The 17,935-nt window shown below is 71.6% G+C and carries 12 protein-coding genes; 6 read left to right on the forward strand and 6 right to left on the reverse strand.

Features of this window, described 5'->3' with window-relative positions; translation table 11 throughout:
* Positions 1-17 precede the first annotated feature (17 nt).
* On the forward strand, positions 18-1,127 hold the full coding sequence (locus ACZ5GP_RS11120; protein WP_468750572.1) for an NAD(P)-binding domain-containing protein: 1,110 nt from the start codon (positions 18-20) through the stop codon (positions 1,125-1,127).
* Between the two features lie 96 nt (positions 1,128-1,223).
* Here ACZ5GP_RS11120 and ACZ5GP_RS11125 read toward each other — a convergent pair whose 3' ends face one another.
* The 3 genes from ACZ5GP_RS11125 to ACZ5GP_RS11135 all read right to left on the reverse strand — a co-directional run bounded on the left by ACZ5GP_RS11125 (position 1,224) and on the right by ACZ5GP_RS11135 (position 4,312).
* Positions 1,224-1,466, reverse strand: coding sequence for a hypothetical protein (locus tag ACZ5GP_RS11125; protein ID WP_468750573.1), 243 nt, complete (start codon positions 1,464-1,466; stop codon positions 1,224-1,226).
* A 181-nt stretch (positions 1,467-1,647) separates the two neighbouring features.
* Positions 1,648-2,463: an endolytic transglycosylase MltG gene (gene mltG, locus ACZ5GP_RS11130; protein ID WP_468750574.1), complete on the reverse strand. Its 816-nt coding sequence runs from the start codon at positions 2,461-2,463 to the stop codon at positions 1,648-1,650.
* Between the two features lie 43 nt (positions 2,464-2,506).
* On the reverse strand, positions 2,507-4,312 hold the full coding sequence (locus ACZ5GP_RS11135; RefSeq protein WP_468750575.1) for an ABC transporter ATP-binding protein: 1,806 nt from the start codon (positions 4,310-4,312) through the stop codon (positions 2,507-2,509).
* A 117-nt stretch (positions 4,313-4,429) separates the two neighbouring features.
* Between ACZ5GP_RS11135 and ACZ5GP_RS11140 the strand changes: the two genes are divergently transcribed.
* The 3 genes from ACZ5GP_RS11140 to ACZ5GP_RS11150 all read left to right on the forward strand — a co-directional run bounded on the left by ACZ5GP_RS11140 (position 4,430) and on the right by ACZ5GP_RS11150 (position 9,670).
* Positions 4,430-4,885: a MarR family winged helix-turn-helix transcriptional regulator gene (locus tag ACZ5GP_RS11140; protein ID WP_468750576.1), complete on the forward strand. Its 456-nt coding sequence runs from the start codon at positions 4,430-4,432 to the stop codon at positions 4,883-4,885.
* A gap of 168 nt (positions 4,886-5,053) precedes the next feature.
* The gene (locus ACZ5GP_RS11145; protein WP_468750577.1) at positions 5,054-7,984 is read left to right on the forward strand and encodes an FAD-binding and (Fe-S)-binding domain-containing protein; all 2,931 of its coding nucleotides are present in this window, start codon (positions 5,054-5,056) and stop codon (positions 7,982-7,984) included.
* A 183-nt stretch (positions 7,985-8,167) separates the two neighbouring features.
* Positions 8,168-9,670 (forward strand): Gfo/Idh/MocA family protein, encoded by a 1,503-nt coding sequence (locus ACZ5GP_RS11150; protein ID WP_468750578.1) that lies wholly within the window; start codon positions 8,168-8,170, stop codon positions 9,668-9,670.
* Positions 9,671-9,730: 60 nt separating this feature from the next.
* On the opposite strand, the gene ACZ5GP_RS11155 is transcribed toward ACZ5GP_RS11150, so the two are convergent.
* Together ACZ5GP_RS11155 and ACZ5GP_RS11160 are read right to left on the reverse strand one after the other, a co-directional pair.
* The gene (locus tag ACZ5GP_RS11155; RefSeq protein WP_468750579.1) at positions 9,731-11,404 is read right to left on the reverse strand and encodes a peptide-N4-asparagine amidase; all 1,674 of its coding nucleotides are present in this window, start codon (positions 11,402-11,404) and stop codon (positions 9,731-9,733) included.
* A gap of 92 nt (positions 11,405-11,496) precedes the next feature.
* A complete protein-coding gene (locus ACZ5GP_RS11160; protein ID WP_468750580.1) occupies positions 11,497-12,282 on the reverse strand; it encodes a L,D-transpeptidase family protein in 786 nt (261 codons plus the stop codon).
* 249 nt (positions 12,283-12,531) lie between these two features.
* Here ACZ5GP_RS11160 and ACZ5GP_RS11165 point away from each other — a divergent pair, with 249 nt between their 5' ends.
* Both ACZ5GP_RS11165 and ACZ5GP_RS11170 read left to right on the forward strand, forming a co-directional pair.
* Positions 12,532-14,478 carry an ABC transporter transmembrane domain-containing protein gene (locus ACZ5GP_RS11165; protein WP_468750730.1) on the forward strand — a complete coding sequence of 649 codons (1,947 nt, stop codon included), beginning with the start codon at positions 12,532-12,534 and terminating at the stop codon, positions 14,476-14,478.
* Positions 14,475-16,256, forward strand: coding sequence for an ABC transporter ATP-binding protein (locus tag ACZ5GP_RS11170; RefSeq protein WP_468750581.1), 1,782 nt, complete (start codon positions 14,475-14,477; stop codon positions 16,254-16,256). Before ACZ5GP_RS11165 ends, ACZ5GP_RS11170 begins: the two co-directional genes overlap by 4 nt.
* A gap of 235 nt (positions 16,257-16,491) precedes the next feature.
* On the opposite strand, the gene ACZ5GP_RS11175 is transcribed toward ACZ5GP_RS11170, so the two are convergent.
* On the reverse strand, positions 16,492-17,772 hold the full coding sequence (locus ACZ5GP_RS11175; protein ID WP_468750582.1) for a low temperature requirement protein A: 1,281 nt from the start codon (positions 17,770-17,772) through the stop codon (positions 16,492-16,494).
* Positions 17,773-17,935 lie beyond the last annotated feature (163 nt).

Raw genomic sequence — 17,935 nt, forward strand, 5'->3', positions numbered from 1 at the left:
AGGAAGTTACTAGAAACGTGAACGACATCGGGGTACGAGACGCGGTCGCCGGAGCGGCGGCGCAGGACGTGGACGTGGTCGTCGTGGGCGCGGGGCAGGCGGGCCTGTCCGGCGCCTACCACCTGCGGCGGGTCGGCCTCGAGCCCGGCCGGGACTTCGTGGTCCTCGATCACGCGCCCCGGCCGGGCGGCGCCTGGCAGTTCCGCTGGCCTTCCCTGACGTACGGGAAGGTGCACGGCATGCACGCGCTGCCCGGCATGGAACTGACCGGCGCCGACCCCGAGCGGCCCTCGTCGGAGGTCGTGGGGGCGTATTTCGCGGCGTACGAGAACCGGTTCGACCTGCGGGTGCGGCGCCCCGTCGATGTGCGCCGGGTGCGTGAGGGCGAGAACGGGCGGCTGCTCGTGGAGACCTCGGCGGGTGCCTGGTCGACCCGTGCGCTGATCAACGCGACCGGCACCTGGGACCGGCCGTTCTGGCCGCGCTACCCGGGCCAGGACACCTTCCTCGGCCGACAGCTGCACACGGCGCTCTACCCGGGGCCCGAGGCCTTCGCCGGGCAGCGGGTGGTCGTCGTCGGCGGCGGCGCGTCCGGCACGCAGCACCTGTTGGAGATCGCCCCGTACGCGGCCGGGACCACCTGGGTCACCCGGCGCCCGCCGGTGTTCCGCGAGGGGCCGTTCGACGAGGAGCGGGGCCGCTCGGCGGTGGCCATGGTCGAGGAGCGCGTCCGTCGGGGGCTGGTGCCGCGCAGCGTCGTGTCGGTGACGGGCCTGCCGGTGAACGACGCGATCCGGCGGGCCCGGGCCGAGGGGGTCCTCGACCGGCTGCCGATGTTCGACCGGATCACCCCGACCGGCGTCGCGTGGGACGACGGGCGCCACGTCGAGGCGGATGTGATCCTCTGGGCCACGGGCTTCCGCGCCGCGCTCGACCACCTGGCGCCGCTGCGGCTGCGCGAGGTCGGCGGCGGCATCCGCATGGAGGGCACCAGGGCGGCCGCCGACCCCCGCGTCCACCTGGTGGGGTACGGCCCCTCGGCCAGCACGATCGGCGCGAACCGCGCCGGACGCGCCGCCGTACGTGACATCCAGCGGCTGCTGGCGGGGGCGCCGGCGGCGGTGTGAACCCCGCCCTCGCCGGGGCGCCCGCCCGGCGGCACAGCAGGGCGCGGTGGCGAGAAGGGCTGACCCCTTCTCGCCACCGCGCCGCCTTCGGCTGCGTCAGCGCCCGTGGCCGGGCGCGTGGCCCGAGCCCTCGTGGTCGTAGCCCGACGCCTCGGCCCAGACGATGCCGAGCGGGCCGCCGACGCTGTCGTACGAGCGGTGGTAGCCCTCGTGGTCGTAGCCCGTCTCGTGGCGTGGGGTGTAGCGGTCGTGGTCCTCGTCGGCGACGGCCGCGCCGGCCCCGACGGCCAGGGCGGAGACGGTGAGAGCGGCGGCGAGGATGGTCGAGCGAACACGCATGAGTATATTCCTCCAGGAATATGCCGGTACTGTCGCCATGTCATCTGCCGCGACAACCGGGCCGCCTAACGGTGCAGCACCCGCTCTCCACCCGAACGGACCTCGGCGTACTGCCACTTGGCCCACTCGGCCCGCCCCCCGCGAGGCCGCGGCACACGCGCCACCGCCCGCACCGCTCGCCCTAGGCGTTCTGCTTGTTGAACTCCACGACGTTCTTCTGGTGCTCCTCGAAGTTCGCCGTGAAGCGCGTGTCCCCGGGCTTTACCGTCACGAAGTACAGCCAGTCCCCCGCGGTCGGGCTGACCGCCGCCCGCATCGCCGCCTCACCGGGATTGCCGATGGGCGTGGGCGGCAGCCCCATGCGGGCGTAGGTGTTGTAGGGGCTGTCGACCTTCGTGTCGCGGTCGCTGGTGGCCAGCGTGGAGCGATTGAGGGCGTAGTTGATGGTGGAGTCCATCTGGAGCGGCATGCCCCGATCCAGGCGGTTGTAGATGACCCGGGCCACCTTGCCCATGTCCCGCTTCGAGCCCGCTTCCGCCTCGATCATGCTGGCGATGGTGACGGTCTGGTAGACGTTCACCGTGTTGCGCTCGGCGCCCGCCGTGACCTGGCCGCCGCCGAACTTCTTGTTGGCCGTGTCCACCATGTACGACAGTACGGACGCCGGGGTCGACCGCGAGCCGATCGGGTACGTCGCCGGGAAGAGATAGCCCTCGGGATTGCCGCCCGCGTCGCGGGGGAGCTTCAGACCGGCCTTGGGCACGGCCTTCTTCGTGGTGCCGGGCGGCACCTTCAAGGCCTTGTCCACGGCCGCGTACACCTGGGTGGATCGCCAGCCCTCGGGGATGGTCAGGGTCTGAGGGTGCGCGTTGTCGTCCGGGAGCAGCAGCGGCACCGCCACGGCGGTGGCCGCCACGACGGCTCCGGTCGCGATCAGGGCGATCCGGCCCCGCCGCGTCAGTCGAATCGTGCCCCGTCGCGGAGTCTTGGTCTGCATGGGGGCACATTAACCCGTAAATAGTCTTAATCCCGACATATATCTAGGTTGTCGGCTCCAGTTGGGCGTCCCTGCGGACCAGGGCGGCGTACCGCCCGTCGCGGGCCAAAAGCTCCTCGTGCGTGCCGCGCTCGGCGGTGCGCCCCGCCTCCAGGACCACGATCTGGTCGGCGCCCCGGACGGTGGAGAGGCGGTGGGCGATGGTGAGGGTGGTGCGGTCGGCCGACAGAGCGTCGATGGCCTCCTGCACGGCCCGTTCGGTACGGGTGTCCAGGGCGCTGGTCGCCTCGTCGAGGATGAGGACCGGGGGGTCGCGCAGGATGGTGCGGGCGATGGCCAGGCGCTGCTTCTCGCCTCCGGAGAAGCGGTGGCCGCGCTCGCCCACGACCGTGTCGTACCCGTCGGGCAGGGAGGCGATGTGGTCGTGGATCTGGGCGGCCCGGGCCGCGGCGGCCAGCTCCTCGTCGGTGGCGTCGGGCTTGGCGAAGCGGAGGTTGTCGGCGACCGAGGCGTGGAAGAGGTAGGTCTCCTGGGAGACCACGCCGACGGCCCGCGCGAGGGTGTCGAAGTCCAGGTCGCGCACGTCGACACCGTCGAGGGTGACCCGGCCGCCCGTGACGTCGTACAGCCGGGGGACGAGGTGGCTCAGGGTCGACTTGCCCGAGCCGGTGGCCCCGACGACGGCCAGGCTGCCGCCCGCGGGTATCGCGATGTCGATGTCCTGGAGCGTGGGCGCGGACTTCTCGTCGTAGCGGAACTCGACGTTCTCGAAGCGGACCTCGCCCCTGATCACGTCGAGGCGGACCGGCCGGCGCGGCTCGGTGATGTCGACAGGCAGGTCCAGGTACTCGAAGATGCGCTGGAAGAGCGCGAGCGAGGTCTGGATCTGCACGCCGGTGGAGAGCAGGCTGACGGTCGGCCGGAACAGCCCCTGCTGGAGCGACACGAAGGCGACGAGCGTGCCGATCGACACGGTCGGGCCGCCCAGCCGGAAGGCCAGGCCCGCGCTCCAGTAAATGACGGCGGGCATGGCGGCCATGACGATCGAGATGACGGCCATGCGCCAGCGCCCCGCCATGTTCGACCGGATCTCCAGGTCGACCAGCCGCTCGGACTCGTCCGCGAAGGACCGGGTGAGCGAGTCGGCGCGGCCCATCGTGCGGCCGAGGACGATGCCGCTCACGGAGAGCGACTCGGTGACGGTCGCGGCCATCACCGCCATCTGCTTCTGGCGCTGGGTGGCGATCTTCTTGCGCTCGCGGCCGACGCGGCGGCTGATCCACACGAACACCGGGAGCAGCAGCAACGAGACGACGGTCAGCCGCCAGTCGAGGGCGAGCATGGCGACGACGGTCGCGATCACGCTCGTGAGGTTCGAGACCAGCGAGGTCGCGGTGGAGGTGACGGTCGCCTGCATGCCGCCGATGTCGTTGGCGATGCGGGACTGGACCTCGCCCGTGCGGGTGCGGGTGAAGAAGGCCAGGGACATGCTCTGCAGCCGGCCGTAGACGGCCGTGCGCAGGTCGTGCATGACCCGCTGCCCCACGGAGGTGCTGATCAGGGTCTGCAGGACCCCGAAGACGCTCGTGACGACCGCGCTCAGGATCATGCCGAGCGCCAACAGGCTCAGCAGGCCGGTGCGCCCCTGCGGGATCGCGGTGTCGAGGATCTCCTTCAGGAGGAAGGGGGTGGCGACCGAGACGAGGGAGGCGGCGCAGACCAGCAGGCCCACGATCGCGAGACGGCCCCGGTAGGGGTGGAAGAGACGGAGGATGCGGCGCAGTTGCCGCGGCGGTTCCTGGTCGGGGGCCTGGGGCGGCGGCGTCCAGGTGGGTTCGTCGTGACGCATGGGCTCCTACGGGAGGTCGGACGGTGCTCTTCGGGGAGCATAGCTCACTGTTACCTATACTCACAATGCACTAGGTCCTGATAATGTTCCCGCCATGCGTACCCCGGACTTCCCGTCATGAGCGCCCCGGACACCGACGGCCCTCTCGCCGAACAGCTGCTGCGGCTCACCCGCCGGCTGCACCGCATCCAGAAGCACCACCTGGGGCCGGTCGGCATCACCCCGGCCCAGTCCCGGCTGCTGCGCACCCTCGCGCACTACGAGGCGCCGCCGCGCATGGCCGACCTCGCGCAGCGCCTCGAAGTGGTGCCGCGCGCGGTGACAAGCCTGGTGGACGCCCTGGAATCGGGCACCTCGGAGTCGGACGCTCTGGTGCGGCGCGTGCCGGATCCGAGCAACCGCCGGGTCATCCGGATCGAACTGACCGATGCGGGGCACAGTGCCCTGAAAGAGCTGCGCGCCGCGCGCCGGGCCGCCGCGGAGGACATCCTGGCTCCACTGACCGCCGACCAGCGTGAAGTCCTCGGCGGTCTGCTGACCACGCTGCTGGACGACCCGGAAGGCCACTGCTGACCCGCCGGGAGGAGCGGAAGGCTGTTGCGGACGCGCCGGACAGACCGGAAGGCCGCTGCTGACCCGGCGGAAGGACCGGAAGGCCGCTGCTGACGCGCCGGAGGGAGTGCTCACCGGCACGCCGGAAGCAGTCGTCGCCGGCACGCCGCCACCGTCGAGGGAGAGCCCATGCCGCTGCTGGAGCCCGAGCCGGACGCCCTGCGCCCCCCGGCGCGCGCCGAGGGCCCGTCACCGGACCGGGTGCCGGACCGCGGGGCCGCCGGCACCCCGGAGCCGCTGCGCCGCGAACTGACCGCGCTGCTCGGCGCCGACAAGGTCCTCACCAAGGTCTCCGACCTGGTGCGGTACGCCTCCGACGCGAGCCCCTACCGCTTCGTGCCGCGGGTCGTGGTCGTCCCCGAGGACATCGACGACGTCTCGGCCGTCCTGTCGTACGCGCACGGCAAGGGCCGCGAGGTCGTCTTCCGCGCCGCGGGCACGTCGCTCAACGGCCAGGCCCAGGGCGAGGACATCCTGGTCGACGTGCGCAAGCACTGGGCGGGCGTCGAGGTGCTCGGCTCGGGCGAGCGGGCCCGGATCGGCCCCGGCACCACGGTCGTCCGCGCCAACGCCGCCCTCGCCCGCTTCGGCCGGGTGCTCGGCCCCGACCCGGCGAGCGCCATCGCCTGCACCATCGGCGGCGTCGTGGCGAACAACGCCTCGGGCATGACCGCGGGCACCACCCGCAACTCCTACCGCACGGTGGCCTCGCTCACCTTCGTCCTGCCCTCGGGCACGGTCGTGGACACGGGCGGGCCGGACGCCGACGAGCGGTTGGCGCACGCCGAGCCCGCCCTGTGCGAGGGGCTGCTCGCGATCAAACGCGAGATCGAGGCGGACCCGGAGCTGGTGGCCCGCATCCGCGCCAAGCACCAGATCAAGAACACCAACGGCTACCGCCTGGACGCCTTCCTCGACGGTGTGACGCCCGTGGAAATCCTGCGCGGTCTGATGGTCGGCTCGCAGGGCACCTTCGGCTTCATCTCGGAGGTCGTCTTCGACACGCTGCCGCTGGAGCGGCACCTCAGCGCCGCGCTGCTCTTCTTCCCCTCACTGCCGGCGGCCGCGGCGGCGGTGCCGCTGTTCAACGCGGCGGGCGCGCTCGCCGTCGAACTGATGGACGGCAATACGCTGCGCGCCTCGGTCAGCGTGCGCGGGGTGCCGGCCGACTGGGCCCGGCTCCCGAAGTCGGCGGCAGCGCTCCTGGTGGAGTTCCGCGCGCCGGACGAGGCGACCCGGGAGGCGTACGAGGCGGCGGCCGCCGAGGTGGTGCGGCGGCTCGAACTGATCGCGCCGGTACCGTCGGTGACGAACACCTTCACGCGCGACGCGCGGACGATCGGCGGCTACTGGACGGCGCGCAAGGCGTTCGTCACCGCCGTCGGCGGCGCCCGCGCCGCGGGGACCACGCTGATCACCGAGGACTTCGCGGTGCCCCCGGGCCGGCTCGCCGATGCCTGCGAGGCACTCCTCGACCTCCAGACGCGGCACGGCTTCGACGCCGCCGTCGCGGGCCACGCCGCGCACGGCAACCTCCACTTCCTGCTCGCCTTCGACGCGGCGTTGCCGTCCGACGTGCAGCGCTACGCCGCCTTCATGGACGAGTTCTGCCGCCTGACCGTGGAGCGCTTCGACGGCTCCCTGAAGGCCGAGCACGCCACGGGCCGCAACATCGCACCCTTCCTGGAGCTCGAATGGGGCCCGAAGGCGACGGAGTTGATGTGGCGCACCAAGCAGACCATCGACCCGGGCGGCGTGCTCGCCCCGCGCGTGGTGCTCGACCGTGATCCCAAGGCCCATCTGCGGGGCCTGAAGACCATCCCCAAGGTGGAGCCCCTCGCCGACCCGTGCATCGAGTGCGGCTTCTGCGAACCCACCTGCCCCAGCGGGGACCTGACCACGACACCGCGTCAACGCATCGTCCTGCGCCGCGAGATGATGCGCCAGGCGCCGGGCTCCCCGGTCGAGGACGGCCTGGTGGAGGCGTACGGATACGACGCCGTGGACACCTGCGCGGGCGACTCGACCTGCAAACTGGCCTGCCCCGTCGGCATCGACACGGGCGCCCTGATGAAGGACTTCCGGCACGCGCGGCACTCACGGCGCGAGGAGAGGGCGGCCGCGTTCGCCGCGCGCCACTTCAAGGGCGTCGAGGCGGCCGCGCGGCTCGCGGTGGCCGCCGCGGACCGGATCAACGACCGCCTGCTCACCGCGGTGACCCGCACCGCCCGCAAGGCCGTACGCCACGACCTCGTCCCGGAGTGGCTGCCGCGGATGCCCGGGGCCGCGCCGCGCACCCTGCCCCGCACCGCGCGCACGGGCGCCGCGGCCGTCTACTACCCGGCGTGCGTGAACCGCGTCTTCGGTGGTCCGGGCGACCGTACGCTGGCCGAGGCGGTCGTCGCGGTCTCCGCGCGCGCGGGCAGGCCCGTCTGGATTCCCGAGGACGTCGCGGGGACGTGCTGCGCGACGATCTGGCACTCCAAGGGGTACGACGCCGGTAACAGGGTCATGGCCAATCGCGTCGTCGAGGCGGCCTGGGGCTGGACCGCGGGCGGCCGGCTGCCGCTGGTCGTCGACGCCTCGTCGTGCACGCTCGGCATCGCCCACGAGGTGGTGCCGTACCTGACGGCCGACAACCGCGCGCTGCACCGGGAACTGACGGTCGTCGACTCCGTCGTCTGGGCCGCCGACGAGCTGCTCCCCCACCTGACCGTGCACCGCACGATCGCCTCCGCGGTCCTGCACCCCACGTGCTCCACGCACCACCTCGGGGACGAGCCGCAGTTGCGCGCCGTCGCGGAGGCCTGCGCGGACGAGGTGGTCGTGCCGGACGACGCGGGGTGCTGCGCGTTCGCGGGCGACCGAGGCATGCTCCACCGGGAGCTCACCGAGTCGGCCACCCGCAAGGAGGCCGCCGAGGTCACCGCCCGCCCCTTCGACGCCCACCTCTCGGCGAACCGCATGTGTGAGGTCGGCATGGACCATGCCACGGGCCGCGACTACTACTCCGTACTTCTGGAACTGGAGCGTGCGACGCGCCCGCGCCCCCGCATGTGACTGGTGACCGAGGGGCCTCGCTCCCGGACCTCGCCTCACCTCTGGCGCCGTGCGATCCGGATCCCCCCGCAGAGAAGTCCAACTCCTCGACCACTTCAGCCTCTTGCGTCCCCGTCGCGGCCCCCTCAGGGTGGCTTCCGCCCCAGTGGCGGAGACCACCCGACATACGGCTACGGAGGTCCGATGCACGACGAGAACGCGACACCGACCCCTGACGGCGCCACTCCCGAGGAGAGTGCGGCGGGCACGACGAGCACACCTGGAGACGGCCGCTCACGCCGCGCGGTGCTGCGCACGGCGGGGCTCGCCGGGGCCGGGCTCGGTGTCGGCGCCTTCGCGGGCGGCACGGCACACGCCGGTACTCCGGCCGCCGCCCCTACCGCCGCCCCCGCCCACGCCGGCGCCGCTGCCGAGGACACCGGGCAGGCGCCGGCCCGCAAGGGCAGGACGATGATCGGCGTGCCGTTCCAGCGGCGCTCCACGGTACGGGTCGGCATCGTCGGGCTCGGCAACCGCGGCGGCTCCATGATCGATCTGTTCCTCGCGATTCCCGGTGTCCGCGTCGTCGCCCTCTGCGACCCGGTCAAGGAGAAGGCGGCGGCCGCCGCGAAGAAGGTCACCGCCGCCGGTCAGCCGGCCCCGGCGACGTACACCAGGGGCGAGCACGACTATGAGAACCTCTGCCGGCGCGGGGACATCGACTTCGTGTACGCGGCGACGCCCTGGGACTCCCACTTCGCCATCTGCAAGTCGGCGATGCTGGGCGGCAAGCATGTGGGCGTGGAGTGTCCCCTCGCCATGCGTCTGGACGAGCTGTGGGAGCTGGTGGACCTCTCGGAGCGCACCCGCAGACACTGCATGCAGCTGGAGAACTGCTGTTACGGCAAGAACGAGATGCGGGTCCTGCGGATGGCGCACGCGGGCAAGTTCGGCCGGCTGCTGCACGGCGCGGGCGCCTACAACCACGACCTGCGCGGCCTGATGTTCGACCCCGGGTACTACGAGGGGCCATGGCGCCGCCTCTGGCACACCCGGCTGCGCGGTGACCTCTATCCCAACCACGGCTTCGGCCCGGTCGCCAACTACATGGACGTCAACCGGGGCGACCGTGTGACCCACATATCCAGCTTCGGCACTCCCGCGCTCGGCCTCGCCGAGTACCGCGAGGCGCACATGCCTGCGGGCGACCCGAGCTGGAAGGAGACGTACATCGAGAGCGACCGCACCATCAGTCTCGTCCAGACGGCGAAGGGGCGGGTGATCCGCCTGGAGCACGACGTCTCGACGCCGCACCCCTACAGCCGCGTCAACAGCCTCGGCGGCACGAAGGGCGTCTTCGAGGACTACCCCGCCCGCATCTACCTCGAACCGGACCACACGGACGACAAGTGGGCCGACTTCTCCAAGTACGCCGATTTCGACCACTGGCTGTGGAAGGAGCACGCCAACCCGCCGGGCGGGCACGGCGGCATGGACTACATCATGATCTTCCGGCTGATGCAGACCATGCGGCTCGGCCTCGTCCCGGACTTCGACGTGTACGACGCCGCGACATGGACGGCACCCGTGCCGCTGAGCCACCTGTCGATCAAGGCGAAGGGCGCGCCGCAGGCGATCCCCGACTTCACTCGCGGGCTGTGGGAGAGGGAGCGTCCGGGGGTGGACTCGCCGAAGCCTGACGCGTAGGCGTACTTGCCGGCTTCGGCGTGAGCCCCCGGGGCGTCGGGCCACAGGCCGTGGGCCACCTCAGCAGCGCAGCCGGTCCTCCGTCAGTACTCCCTGCACGGTGGTCAACGTACGGTCGTGGCACCCCGTGTCGCCGTACTGCCGATAGCGCTCGCGGGAGGTGCCCACGGCGTGCCGCTCCTCGCGGGGCACCTGAGTGAGGTACGACGCGTCGCCCTCGTACCGGTCGTCGGTCACCGACCCACCCACACGCCGGTGGCCGCGGGTCGTGACCTTCTCGGCGCGGTCACCGAGCGAGATCGCGGTGCGCAGCCGCTCCCCCGTGCCGAGCGTCGTTGTGCCGTCCATCGTGTACGTGCGGTCGGTGCGCACCGCCCCAGCGCCCGTCGTGACCGTCTCACGGTCGGTCCAGGTGGCCTTGAGCGCGTCCATCGACTCGCCGTCGGTCCATCGGTGCGCGGAGGTGGTGGCGAGGGTGCGGGTCACGGTCGTGGCGACGCGGCCGTGCGAGGTGTTCACGTACCCGGAGACGCTCAGACGGTGGCCGCCCCTGGTGTCGAGCCGGTGCGCGACATCCCCCGAACCAGGGGTGTACGTCGATGTGTTCGCGGGGGTGCCCACCCTGTGGTGGGTCAGGGCGCCGGTGACGCGCTCGCGCTTCTCGTCCTGCCAGACCAGCACGTTCGCCGGGGTGCTCCAGCCGGCCCGCGCCTTTGGTACGCCGACGACGGAGACCTCCACGTCGTGCGGGCGGCCGTCGTTGAGGAGCCCGGCGAACGGCGTCAGGTCGTACTCGACGGGCTTGACGTCGAAGGCGCGGGGGCCCGGGATCACGTACCAGAGGAACGGGTTGGACCAGCCGCCGGTCCACACGGTCGGGAACGGCGCGGCGACCCCGGCCAGTCGTCCGTCGACCTTGATCTGGACCTCGCGGTAGGGGCCGTTGTCCGCTGTGCAGGAGTAGGGCGCGGTGTCGGGCACCGTCAGGTACCAGTACTCCTCGCAGCCGCCGCCGGAGCCGGTCGCGTAGACCTCGGCGACGATGCGTTCGCTGTTGCGCGGGGTGGTGAGGACGGCGCCGTCCCCCACGGCGTCCCCGAGGGGGAGGACGCGGTCGGGCGGCGCGTTCTCCGCCTTGGCCTTCACCTGGGCCTTCGCCTGGGCGGCAGCCTCGGCCTTCGCCCCGGCCGTGGCCTTCTTCTTCGCGTAGAACGTCAGTGTGACCTTGACGTCGATGATTCCGGTGTAGGTGTCGTCGACGACGTTCCCGATGAGCATCTCGACCGGCTGGTCGTGCCCCAGCGTCTCGCTGTAGCGGGTGACGTCCTTCTCGACGGACCAGGTGATGCCCTCGGGGGACGGCTCCGGAGTGGAGGTGCGGAACACCTCCACACCCCCGATGCGCAGATAGCCGAGCCGGTCGTATTGCCGCCCCTTGACCTTGCCGTCCAGACGCAGCACCACTTTCTCCCAGCGGTCACCGCACTCCTCGGGAGGCGTGTAGCGCCCCCGGAAGGGCGTGAAGTCCTTGAACCGCGCCTCGGCGACCGTCACCGCACAGGACTTCGTGCGCGGCTTGGGGACCGGGGGCGCGGCGGTGATCGGGTCGTGCCAGTCGGTGCCGAACTCGGCGGGGGGTGTGGTGGCGGCCGTGGCCGTGGCCTGGCCCGTGCCGAGGAGTGCGCTCGCGGCGAGAGTGAGCCCCACGAGCATGGACATGACGCGTCTTCTCATGGAGGTGTTCTATGGGGCGGTCGTCGTGCACCGCAATGGGGCCTCACCGGTGTTCGTGCTCCCGCTTGCGTCTGCGGCCCTCATGGCCGCGCTCACGCCTTGAGGTGCGCCTTGTCCCCCATCACCACGACCGGGTGCTGCTTCGGGTCCAGGGTGCGCAGCAGGTACTCCATGGCCGACTTGGACAGACTCACACAGCCCGATGTGCCGCTGCCGTGGTCCATGTGCAGCCAGATGCTGCCACCCTTCGCCTGCCCCTGCGGGCGCGTCGGGTCGTTCGGCGGGGTGCCCTTGGCACGGTTGTAGTCGATGGCGATCACGTAGTCGAAATCGTGCCAGTGCGTCTTGGGCCAGTAGTGCGGCGCCTGCATGGAGGACGACATCGTGTACGGGAACTTGGACCCCGGGTCCGCGAGGACACCGCCCGCGTCGCTGAGCGTGAACACTCCGACCGGGCTTCGCTTGTCGTTCTCGCGGTGGTCGGTGGTCCAGCCCTTCTTGCCGTTGTGCGCGGACCAACCGCGGACCTTCGACCAGGTGGCGCCCTTCTCCCCGCGCCCGGCTTTCGTGGGCTTTGCGGCTTTCGCGGCCTTCGTGTAGAGCACGACGGTCGACTTCGCCGAGTTCTCACCGTCGCCGTACACGGCGACGACCTGCCGGGAGTCCTCGGGAATCCGCGCCTGCAAGCGGGCGCCGACCTCGGGGATGCTCTTCAGACCGGTGGCACGCCGGTCGGCACCCCCCGCCCCGCCCGCTCCCCCGGCTCTGGTGTCATCCTTCGTCTTCGCTTGTGACGAACCGCCGCTCCCACAGGACGTCAGAAGGACACCGCAGGCCGCTGCCGCGACCACCGCTCGCACCGCACCGGCTATACGCATCCGCCCATGGTCGCATCCGGCGTCCGGTTCCCCCCTCCAGCCCCGGAGCCGACGCGAAGTTCGGAGCCGATTCTTTACCCCCGGCCGGAAAACCGTTTGCCTCGGACCACCGTCCGAGGCGAACCTTTCACCGCTCGTCACCGCCGCCCGCTTCCCCCGGTCCGAGCCCGACCGTGATCTCACGTGCGAGATCTCGTCGCCTCGCGGCCCACCCGAGCCGACGGCAGCCGCTCCGAGTCCTGGGACGTCATGCAGATTCGCGATCTTCCGTATTCCGACCCCGGCCTCCCCGATGTCCGGTCAGGGCCACGCTTCCTGTGGTGGCTGGGCCGCAACCAACTCGGGGGGCAGTTGAAGTCCCTCGCCTGGGGCCTGCTGCACTTCACCTCCATCGCGGGCCTGCCCTACATGGTCGGCCTCGCCGTCGAGGCCGTACTCGACCGGTCCGGGGAACGGCTCGCCCTCGCGGGCATGCTGATCGGTCTCCTCGGCGTGGGGATCGCCCTGGGTGACACGATGTTGCACCGCACCGCCGTGACCAACTGGGTCACGGCGGCGGCCCGCGTGCAGCAGCTCCTCGCCCGTAAGACCGCTCGGCTCGGCTCCGCCCTCACCCGGCGCGTCGCGGCCGGTGAGGTCGTCGCGGTCTCCACCGGTGACGTCGAGAAGATCGGCTGGTTCGTGGAAACGCTGTCGCGGTTCGCCGCGGCCGCCCTGACGGTCGTCCTGGTCTGCGTCGGCCTCCTCGTCTACCAGCCCGCCCTCGGCGTCGTCGTCACCGCCGGGATGCCGGTGCTCGCGCTCGCCGTGCTCCCTCTGCTGCCGCGCGCCACCCGACGGGCCGACTTCCAGCGCGAGAAGGCCGGACGGGCCACCGAACTGGCGTCGGACACCGTCGCCGGTCTGCGGGTCCTGCGCGGCATCGGCGGCGAGGAACTCTTCCTCGACCGCTACCGCCGCGCCTCGCAGGAGGTCCGAACGGCAGCGGTGCGCAGCGCCCGCATGTGGGCGGCGATCTCCGCCATCCAGGTCCTGATGCCGGGACTGCTGCTCATCGCGGTCGTCTGGCACGGCGTGCATCTGGCCCGCGAGGGCCGGATCACCGTCGGCGAACTGGTCACCGTCTACAGCGCGGTGATGCTGCTCAACTACCCGCTGCGGCACTTCGAGGAGATCGCCATGGCGTACTCCTTCTCCCGCCCCTCCGCGAAGCGGGCGGCGCGGGTGCTGGCCCTGGAACGGACGGCTGAGCCCACGGCCGGGTCCGGTGCGGCGCGGATGCCGGAGCAGGCCTCGGGCCGGACCTCGGGGCAGGACCGGGAACACACCCCGGGTAAGCCCGGCGGCCCGGCCGAGCCGCCGGCCGCCGCGGCAGCCGGCGCAGTCATGGGCGGCAGGCGCGCCGCACGCCCGTGGCCGGGCGGCGTCCGGCCCACCGGCGACCTGTACGACCCCGTGACCGGGCTCCTCGCCCCGGCCGGCCGCTTCACCGCCGTGGTCTGCGGTGACCCGGACGAGGCGGGCAGACTCGCCGAACGCCTCGGCGGCCACCCGGCCTTCGAGGAGGCCTCGGACCTGCCGTCCGTACGCCTCGGGGACGTACCGCTCGATGAGCTGCCGCTGTCCGCCGCCCGTACCGCCGTCCTGGTCCAGGACAAGGATCCCGTCCTGCTCTCCGGGACGCTCCGTGACCTCCTCGACGTGCCCGCCTCCGGGGCCGTCACTCCCGAGGAAGCTCTCGCGGCCGCCCAGTGCGCGGACGTACTGACCGCCCTGGCCCAGACCTCGGTGGACGACGACCCGATGGCCGCCCACCTCACGGAGCGCGGCCGCTCCCTCTCCGGAGGCCAGCGCCAGCGCCTCGCCCTGGCCCGCTCGCTGGTCACCGACCCCGAGGCGCTGGTCCTCGACGAGCCGACCTCCGCCGTCGACTCGCACACGGAGGCGCGGGTCGGCGACGGCATCCGCCGGCTGCGGTCCGGACGCACCACCGTGGTGCTCACCTCCTCGCCCCTGCTCCTGGACCGCGCCGAGCGGGTGGTCTTCCTGGCCGACGGCGAGGTCACGGCAGTGGGCTCGCACCGCGAACTGGTGCACGGCGAACCGCGATACCGCGCGGTCGTGACCCGCGAGACCGACGACGAGCGCGCCCGCGCGGACGCCCTCACGGCATTCGACATCGAGGAGACGGCATGATCGGCCTGGCGCCACCGGAGTACGACCCGGCGGCCCCCACGACCGCGGACACCCTGCCCATCGGCGCGCCCGCGACCGTCCGCTCCTACGTCCGCGACCTGTTCCGACGCCACCGCAGGGCCTTCCTGCTGCTCATCGCGGTGAACACACTCGCCGTGGTCGCCTCGATGGCCGGCCCGTACCTTCTCGGCGACCTCGTCGAGAAGGTCTCTCACGGTGCCCGTGACCTCCATCTGGAGCGCACCATCGGCCTGTTCGCGCTCGCCCTCGCCGTGCAGGCCTACTTCGTACGGGAGGTGCGGCTGCGCGGGGCGATGCTCGGCGAGCGGATGCTGGCCGACCTGCGGGAGGACTTCCTCGTGCGGTCCGTCGGGCTGCCGCCGGGTGTCCTGGAGCGCGCGGGGACCGGCGATCTGCTCTCCCGGATCACCACGGACATCGACCGCCTGGCCAACGCCATGCGCGAGGCCGTTCCGCAGCTCGCGATCGGCGTGGTGTGGGTGGCGCTGCTGCTCGGCGGCCTGGTCGTGACCGCGCCGCCGCTGGCTCCCGCGGTCCTCGTCGCCGTGCCGCTCCTCGTCGTGGGCTGCCGCTGGTACTTCAAGCGGGCGGGCGCCGCCTACCGTTCGGAGGCGGCCGGATACGCCGCCGTGGCCGCCGCCCTCGCGGAGACCGTCGACGCGGGCCGCACCATCGAGGCCCACCGGCTCGGCGAGCGCCGCATCGAGTTGTCCGAACGCCGCGTCAAGGAGTGGACCGCCTGGGAGCGCTACACCCTCTACCTGCGCTCGGTCCTCTTCCCGGTGATCAACTTCACCCACACCACCGTGCTCTGTTCGACGCTGATGATCGGTGGAGTCTTCGTCCTCCAGGGCTGGATCGGCGTGGGCCAGCTCACCGCGGGTGTGCTGATCTCCCAGATGCTCGTCGACCCCCTGGGAATCATCCTGCGCTGGTACGACGAGCTGCAGGTGGCGCAGGTGTCGCTGGCCCGGCTCGTCGGCGTGCGCGACATCGAGCCGGACGCGGGTGACGCGTCCGTGGTCCCCGAGGGCCGTGACGTCCTCGCGGACGACGTGCACTTCGGCTACCGCGAAGGCGTGGACGTGCTGCGCGAGGTGTCCCTCGCCGTCAAGCCCGGCTCGCGCGTCGCTCTCGTCGGCCCTTCGGGGGCGGGCAAGTCCACGCTGGGCCGGCTCCTCGCCGGCATCTACGGTCCGCGCACCGGTCAGGTGACGCTGGGCGGTGCCGCGTTGTCGGACATGCCGGCCGAGGAAGTCCGTGCCCATGTGGCCCTGGTCAACCAGGAGCACCACGTCTTCGTCGGCTCCCTCCGCGACAACCTCCTGCTCGCCCGGGCCGGTGCGCGGGACGCCGAGCTGTGGGCCGCGCTCGGCGCCGTCGACGCGGCCGACTGGGCACGGGGGCTCGACGCCGGCTTGGACACCGAGGTCGGCTCCGGCGGATTCGCGCTGACACCCGCACAGGCCCAGCAGATCGCGCTCGCCCGGCTCGTCCTCGCCGACCCGCACACCCTGGTCCTGGACGAAGCGACGTCGCTGCTCGACCCGCGTGCCGCACGGCACTTGGAACGCTCGCTCGCCCGCGTCCTGGACGGCCGCACCGTCGTGGCGATCGCCCACCGCCTGCACACCGCGCACGACGCGGACGTCATCGCGGTGGTCGAGAACGGCCGTATCAGTGAACTCGGCAGCCACGACCAACTGGTGTCCGCCGACGGGGCGTACGCGGCGCTGTGGCGGTCCTGGCACGGATAGCCGCGGCGGTCCCGGCGGGTGCAGGTTCCGCGATCCGGTGCGCGCTGTACCCATGAGACGCGCACCGGCTACGCGGTTCCGGCGGATTCCGGCAGAGCAGGCCGATCTCCACACTCCTCACCGCGGACCGGGGAGAGCCCGGCCTTTAGATGCAGCCGTGAGGGGTGGGGCCTGCACCGCCCGTACTGTGCGCGTTGCTGGTGAGATGTGTTGTCCGATGAAGGTGGCGCCCTGCCTACTGCGCGCCAAGTTCTCGCAGCATCTTCTGCTGATGGCGGTGTCCGACCGTCTCGTAGCCGATCACGGTGACGAACGGCGCGAGCATGACGACCAGCAGGCATACCGCGATGCCCACGCCGGCGGCGGCCAGGAGAACCGCAGTGAGCAGCACGGCGATGGTGAGGGCGACCAGAAGGAGGTGGAAGCGGTCGGCCGTGGACAGCAGCAGGGTATGCAGGAGATAGACCATCAGCATGTAGAGGCCGACCGGGAGCGCGAGGGCGAGGACGACGGCGGTGCCGGAGGTCTTGGCGTGATGCTCCATGTACAGGCCCGCGACGTGGAGCCCGGCGCCGGCTGCGGCGACGCCGATGAACAGCGGGATGTGGCCGTAGCCGAAGAGATATCCGCGCTTGCGTCGGTGTACCAGGATGTCGCCGAACGGCGTCAGGAAGTACATCCACCACATGCCGAAGGTCAGCCCGACACCGGCAATGACCACGGCGATGGCGTTCCAGGTCCAGTGCGTGCCGTCCCCGCCGCCCAGGAGATCGCCGGAGGAAGCGACCGTACCGACGACGCCCTCGCCGAGGACGATGATCGCAAAGAGTCCGTACCGTTCGGCGACGTGGTGCGGGTGCCAGGGCGTGCCGCCCGCGGACCCCTGTGTGAGCACCGGCAGGACGAGTTCGAGGGCGCCCAGGACGCCGAACGCAGCGAAGACGACGGCGATCGGCATGTGGACGAAGGCCGCGACGATCCAGCCCGCCTGGACGATCAGCGTCCAGCGGATGTTGGCCATGCCGACGTCGTGGAACGAGGGAGACTGCCGGGCGGCGCGCCACCACTGGAGCACCATCGCGATCCGCATGACGACGTAGCCGATGACCATGGCGCGCAGTTCGAGGTGGCTGCCCTCCTCTACGGAGTGGAACATCGCCGGCAGGCCGAGTGAGAACACGACGACGCCGATCATCTGCAGCATCGTCAGGGCCCGGTAGAGCCAGTCGTCGGTGGCGAAGGCGGAGGCGAACCAGCTGAAGCTGATCCAGGCGATGCTGATCGCGAACATCGCCAGTACGAACGCGATGACCGCCTGCCCGGCATGCCCCCCGGCCACCATCTCGGCGAACTGGAACGCCGCCGTACCGACGGCGACCACGAACGTCAGATCGAACAAGAGCTCCAGCGGTGAGGCGGTCCGTCCGTGCTCGTCCGGGTCACGGCCGGTCATGGGGACCAGCCGTCGCGACAGTCCGGACCTGCCGGACGTGCTGGTGGGTAGGGGTTCATTCATGTGCAGCAGTATTTCTGACGCTTCTCGTGCCCGCTCGGACGCACTGCCGAGGTGGCGGCGAAGTTCTGCACCTGTCGGACCCACCATCATGGGGCCCAGGACGGATCCTGCCCGCCGACAGCCGGGGCAGCATGGTTTCGTGTGGAGCTGACGACGGGGGTTT

The sequence above is a fragment of the Streptomyces sp. NPDC031466 genome (assembly GCF_055581265.1).

What these genes read in the sequence shown, in the direction of transcription:
- ACZ5GP_RS11150 (WP_468750578.1), top strand. Translation starts at nt 8,168, where the DNA reads ATGCACGACGAGAACGCGACACCGACCCCTGACGGCGCCACTCCCGAG.
- mltG (WP_468750574.1), bottom strand. Translation starts at nt 2,463, where the DNA reads ATGCAGACCAAGACTCCGCGACGGGGCACGATTCGACTGACGCGGCGG.
- ACZ5GP_RS11155 (WP_468750579.1), bottom strand. Translation starts at nt 11,404, where the DNA reads ATGAGAAGACGCGTCATGTCCATGCTCGTGGGGCTCACTCTCGCCGCG.
- ACZ5GP_RS11140 (WP_468750576.1), top strand. Translation starts at nt 4,430, where the DNA reads ATGAGCGCCCCGGACACCGACGGCCCTCTCGCCGAACAGCTGCTGCGG.
- ACZ5GP_RS11165 (WP_468750730.1), top strand. Translation starts at nt 12,532, where the DNA reads ATGCAGATTCGCGATCTTCCGTATTCCGACCCCGGCCTCCCCGATGTC.
- ACZ5GP_RS11175 (WP_468750582.1), bottom strand. Translation starts at nt 17,772, where the DNA reads ATGAATGAACCCCTACCCACCAGCACGTCCGGCAGGTCCGGACTGTCG.
- ACZ5GP_RS11145 (WP_468750577.1), top strand. Translation starts at nt 5,054, where the DNA reads ATGCCGCTGCTGGAGCCCGAGCCGGACGCCCTGCGCCCCCCGGCGCGC.
- ACZ5GP_RS11170 (WP_468750581.1), top strand. Translation starts at nt 14,475, where the DNA reads ATGATCGGCCTGGCGCCACCGGAGTACGACCCGGCGGCCCCCACGACC.
- ACZ5GP_RS11160 (WP_468750580.1), bottom strand. Translation starts at nt 12,282, where the DNA reads ATGCGTATAGCCGGTGCGGTGCGAGCGGTGGTCGCGGCAGCGGCCTGC.
- ACZ5GP_RS11135 (WP_468750575.1), bottom strand. Translation starts at nt 4,312, where the DNA reads ATGCGTCACGACGAACCCACCTGGACGCCGCCGCCCCAGGCCCCCGAC.
- ACZ5GP_RS11125 (WP_468750573.1), bottom strand. Translation starts at nt 1,466, where the DNA reads ATGCGTGTTCGCTCGACCATCCTCGCCGCCGCTCTCACCGTCTCCGCC.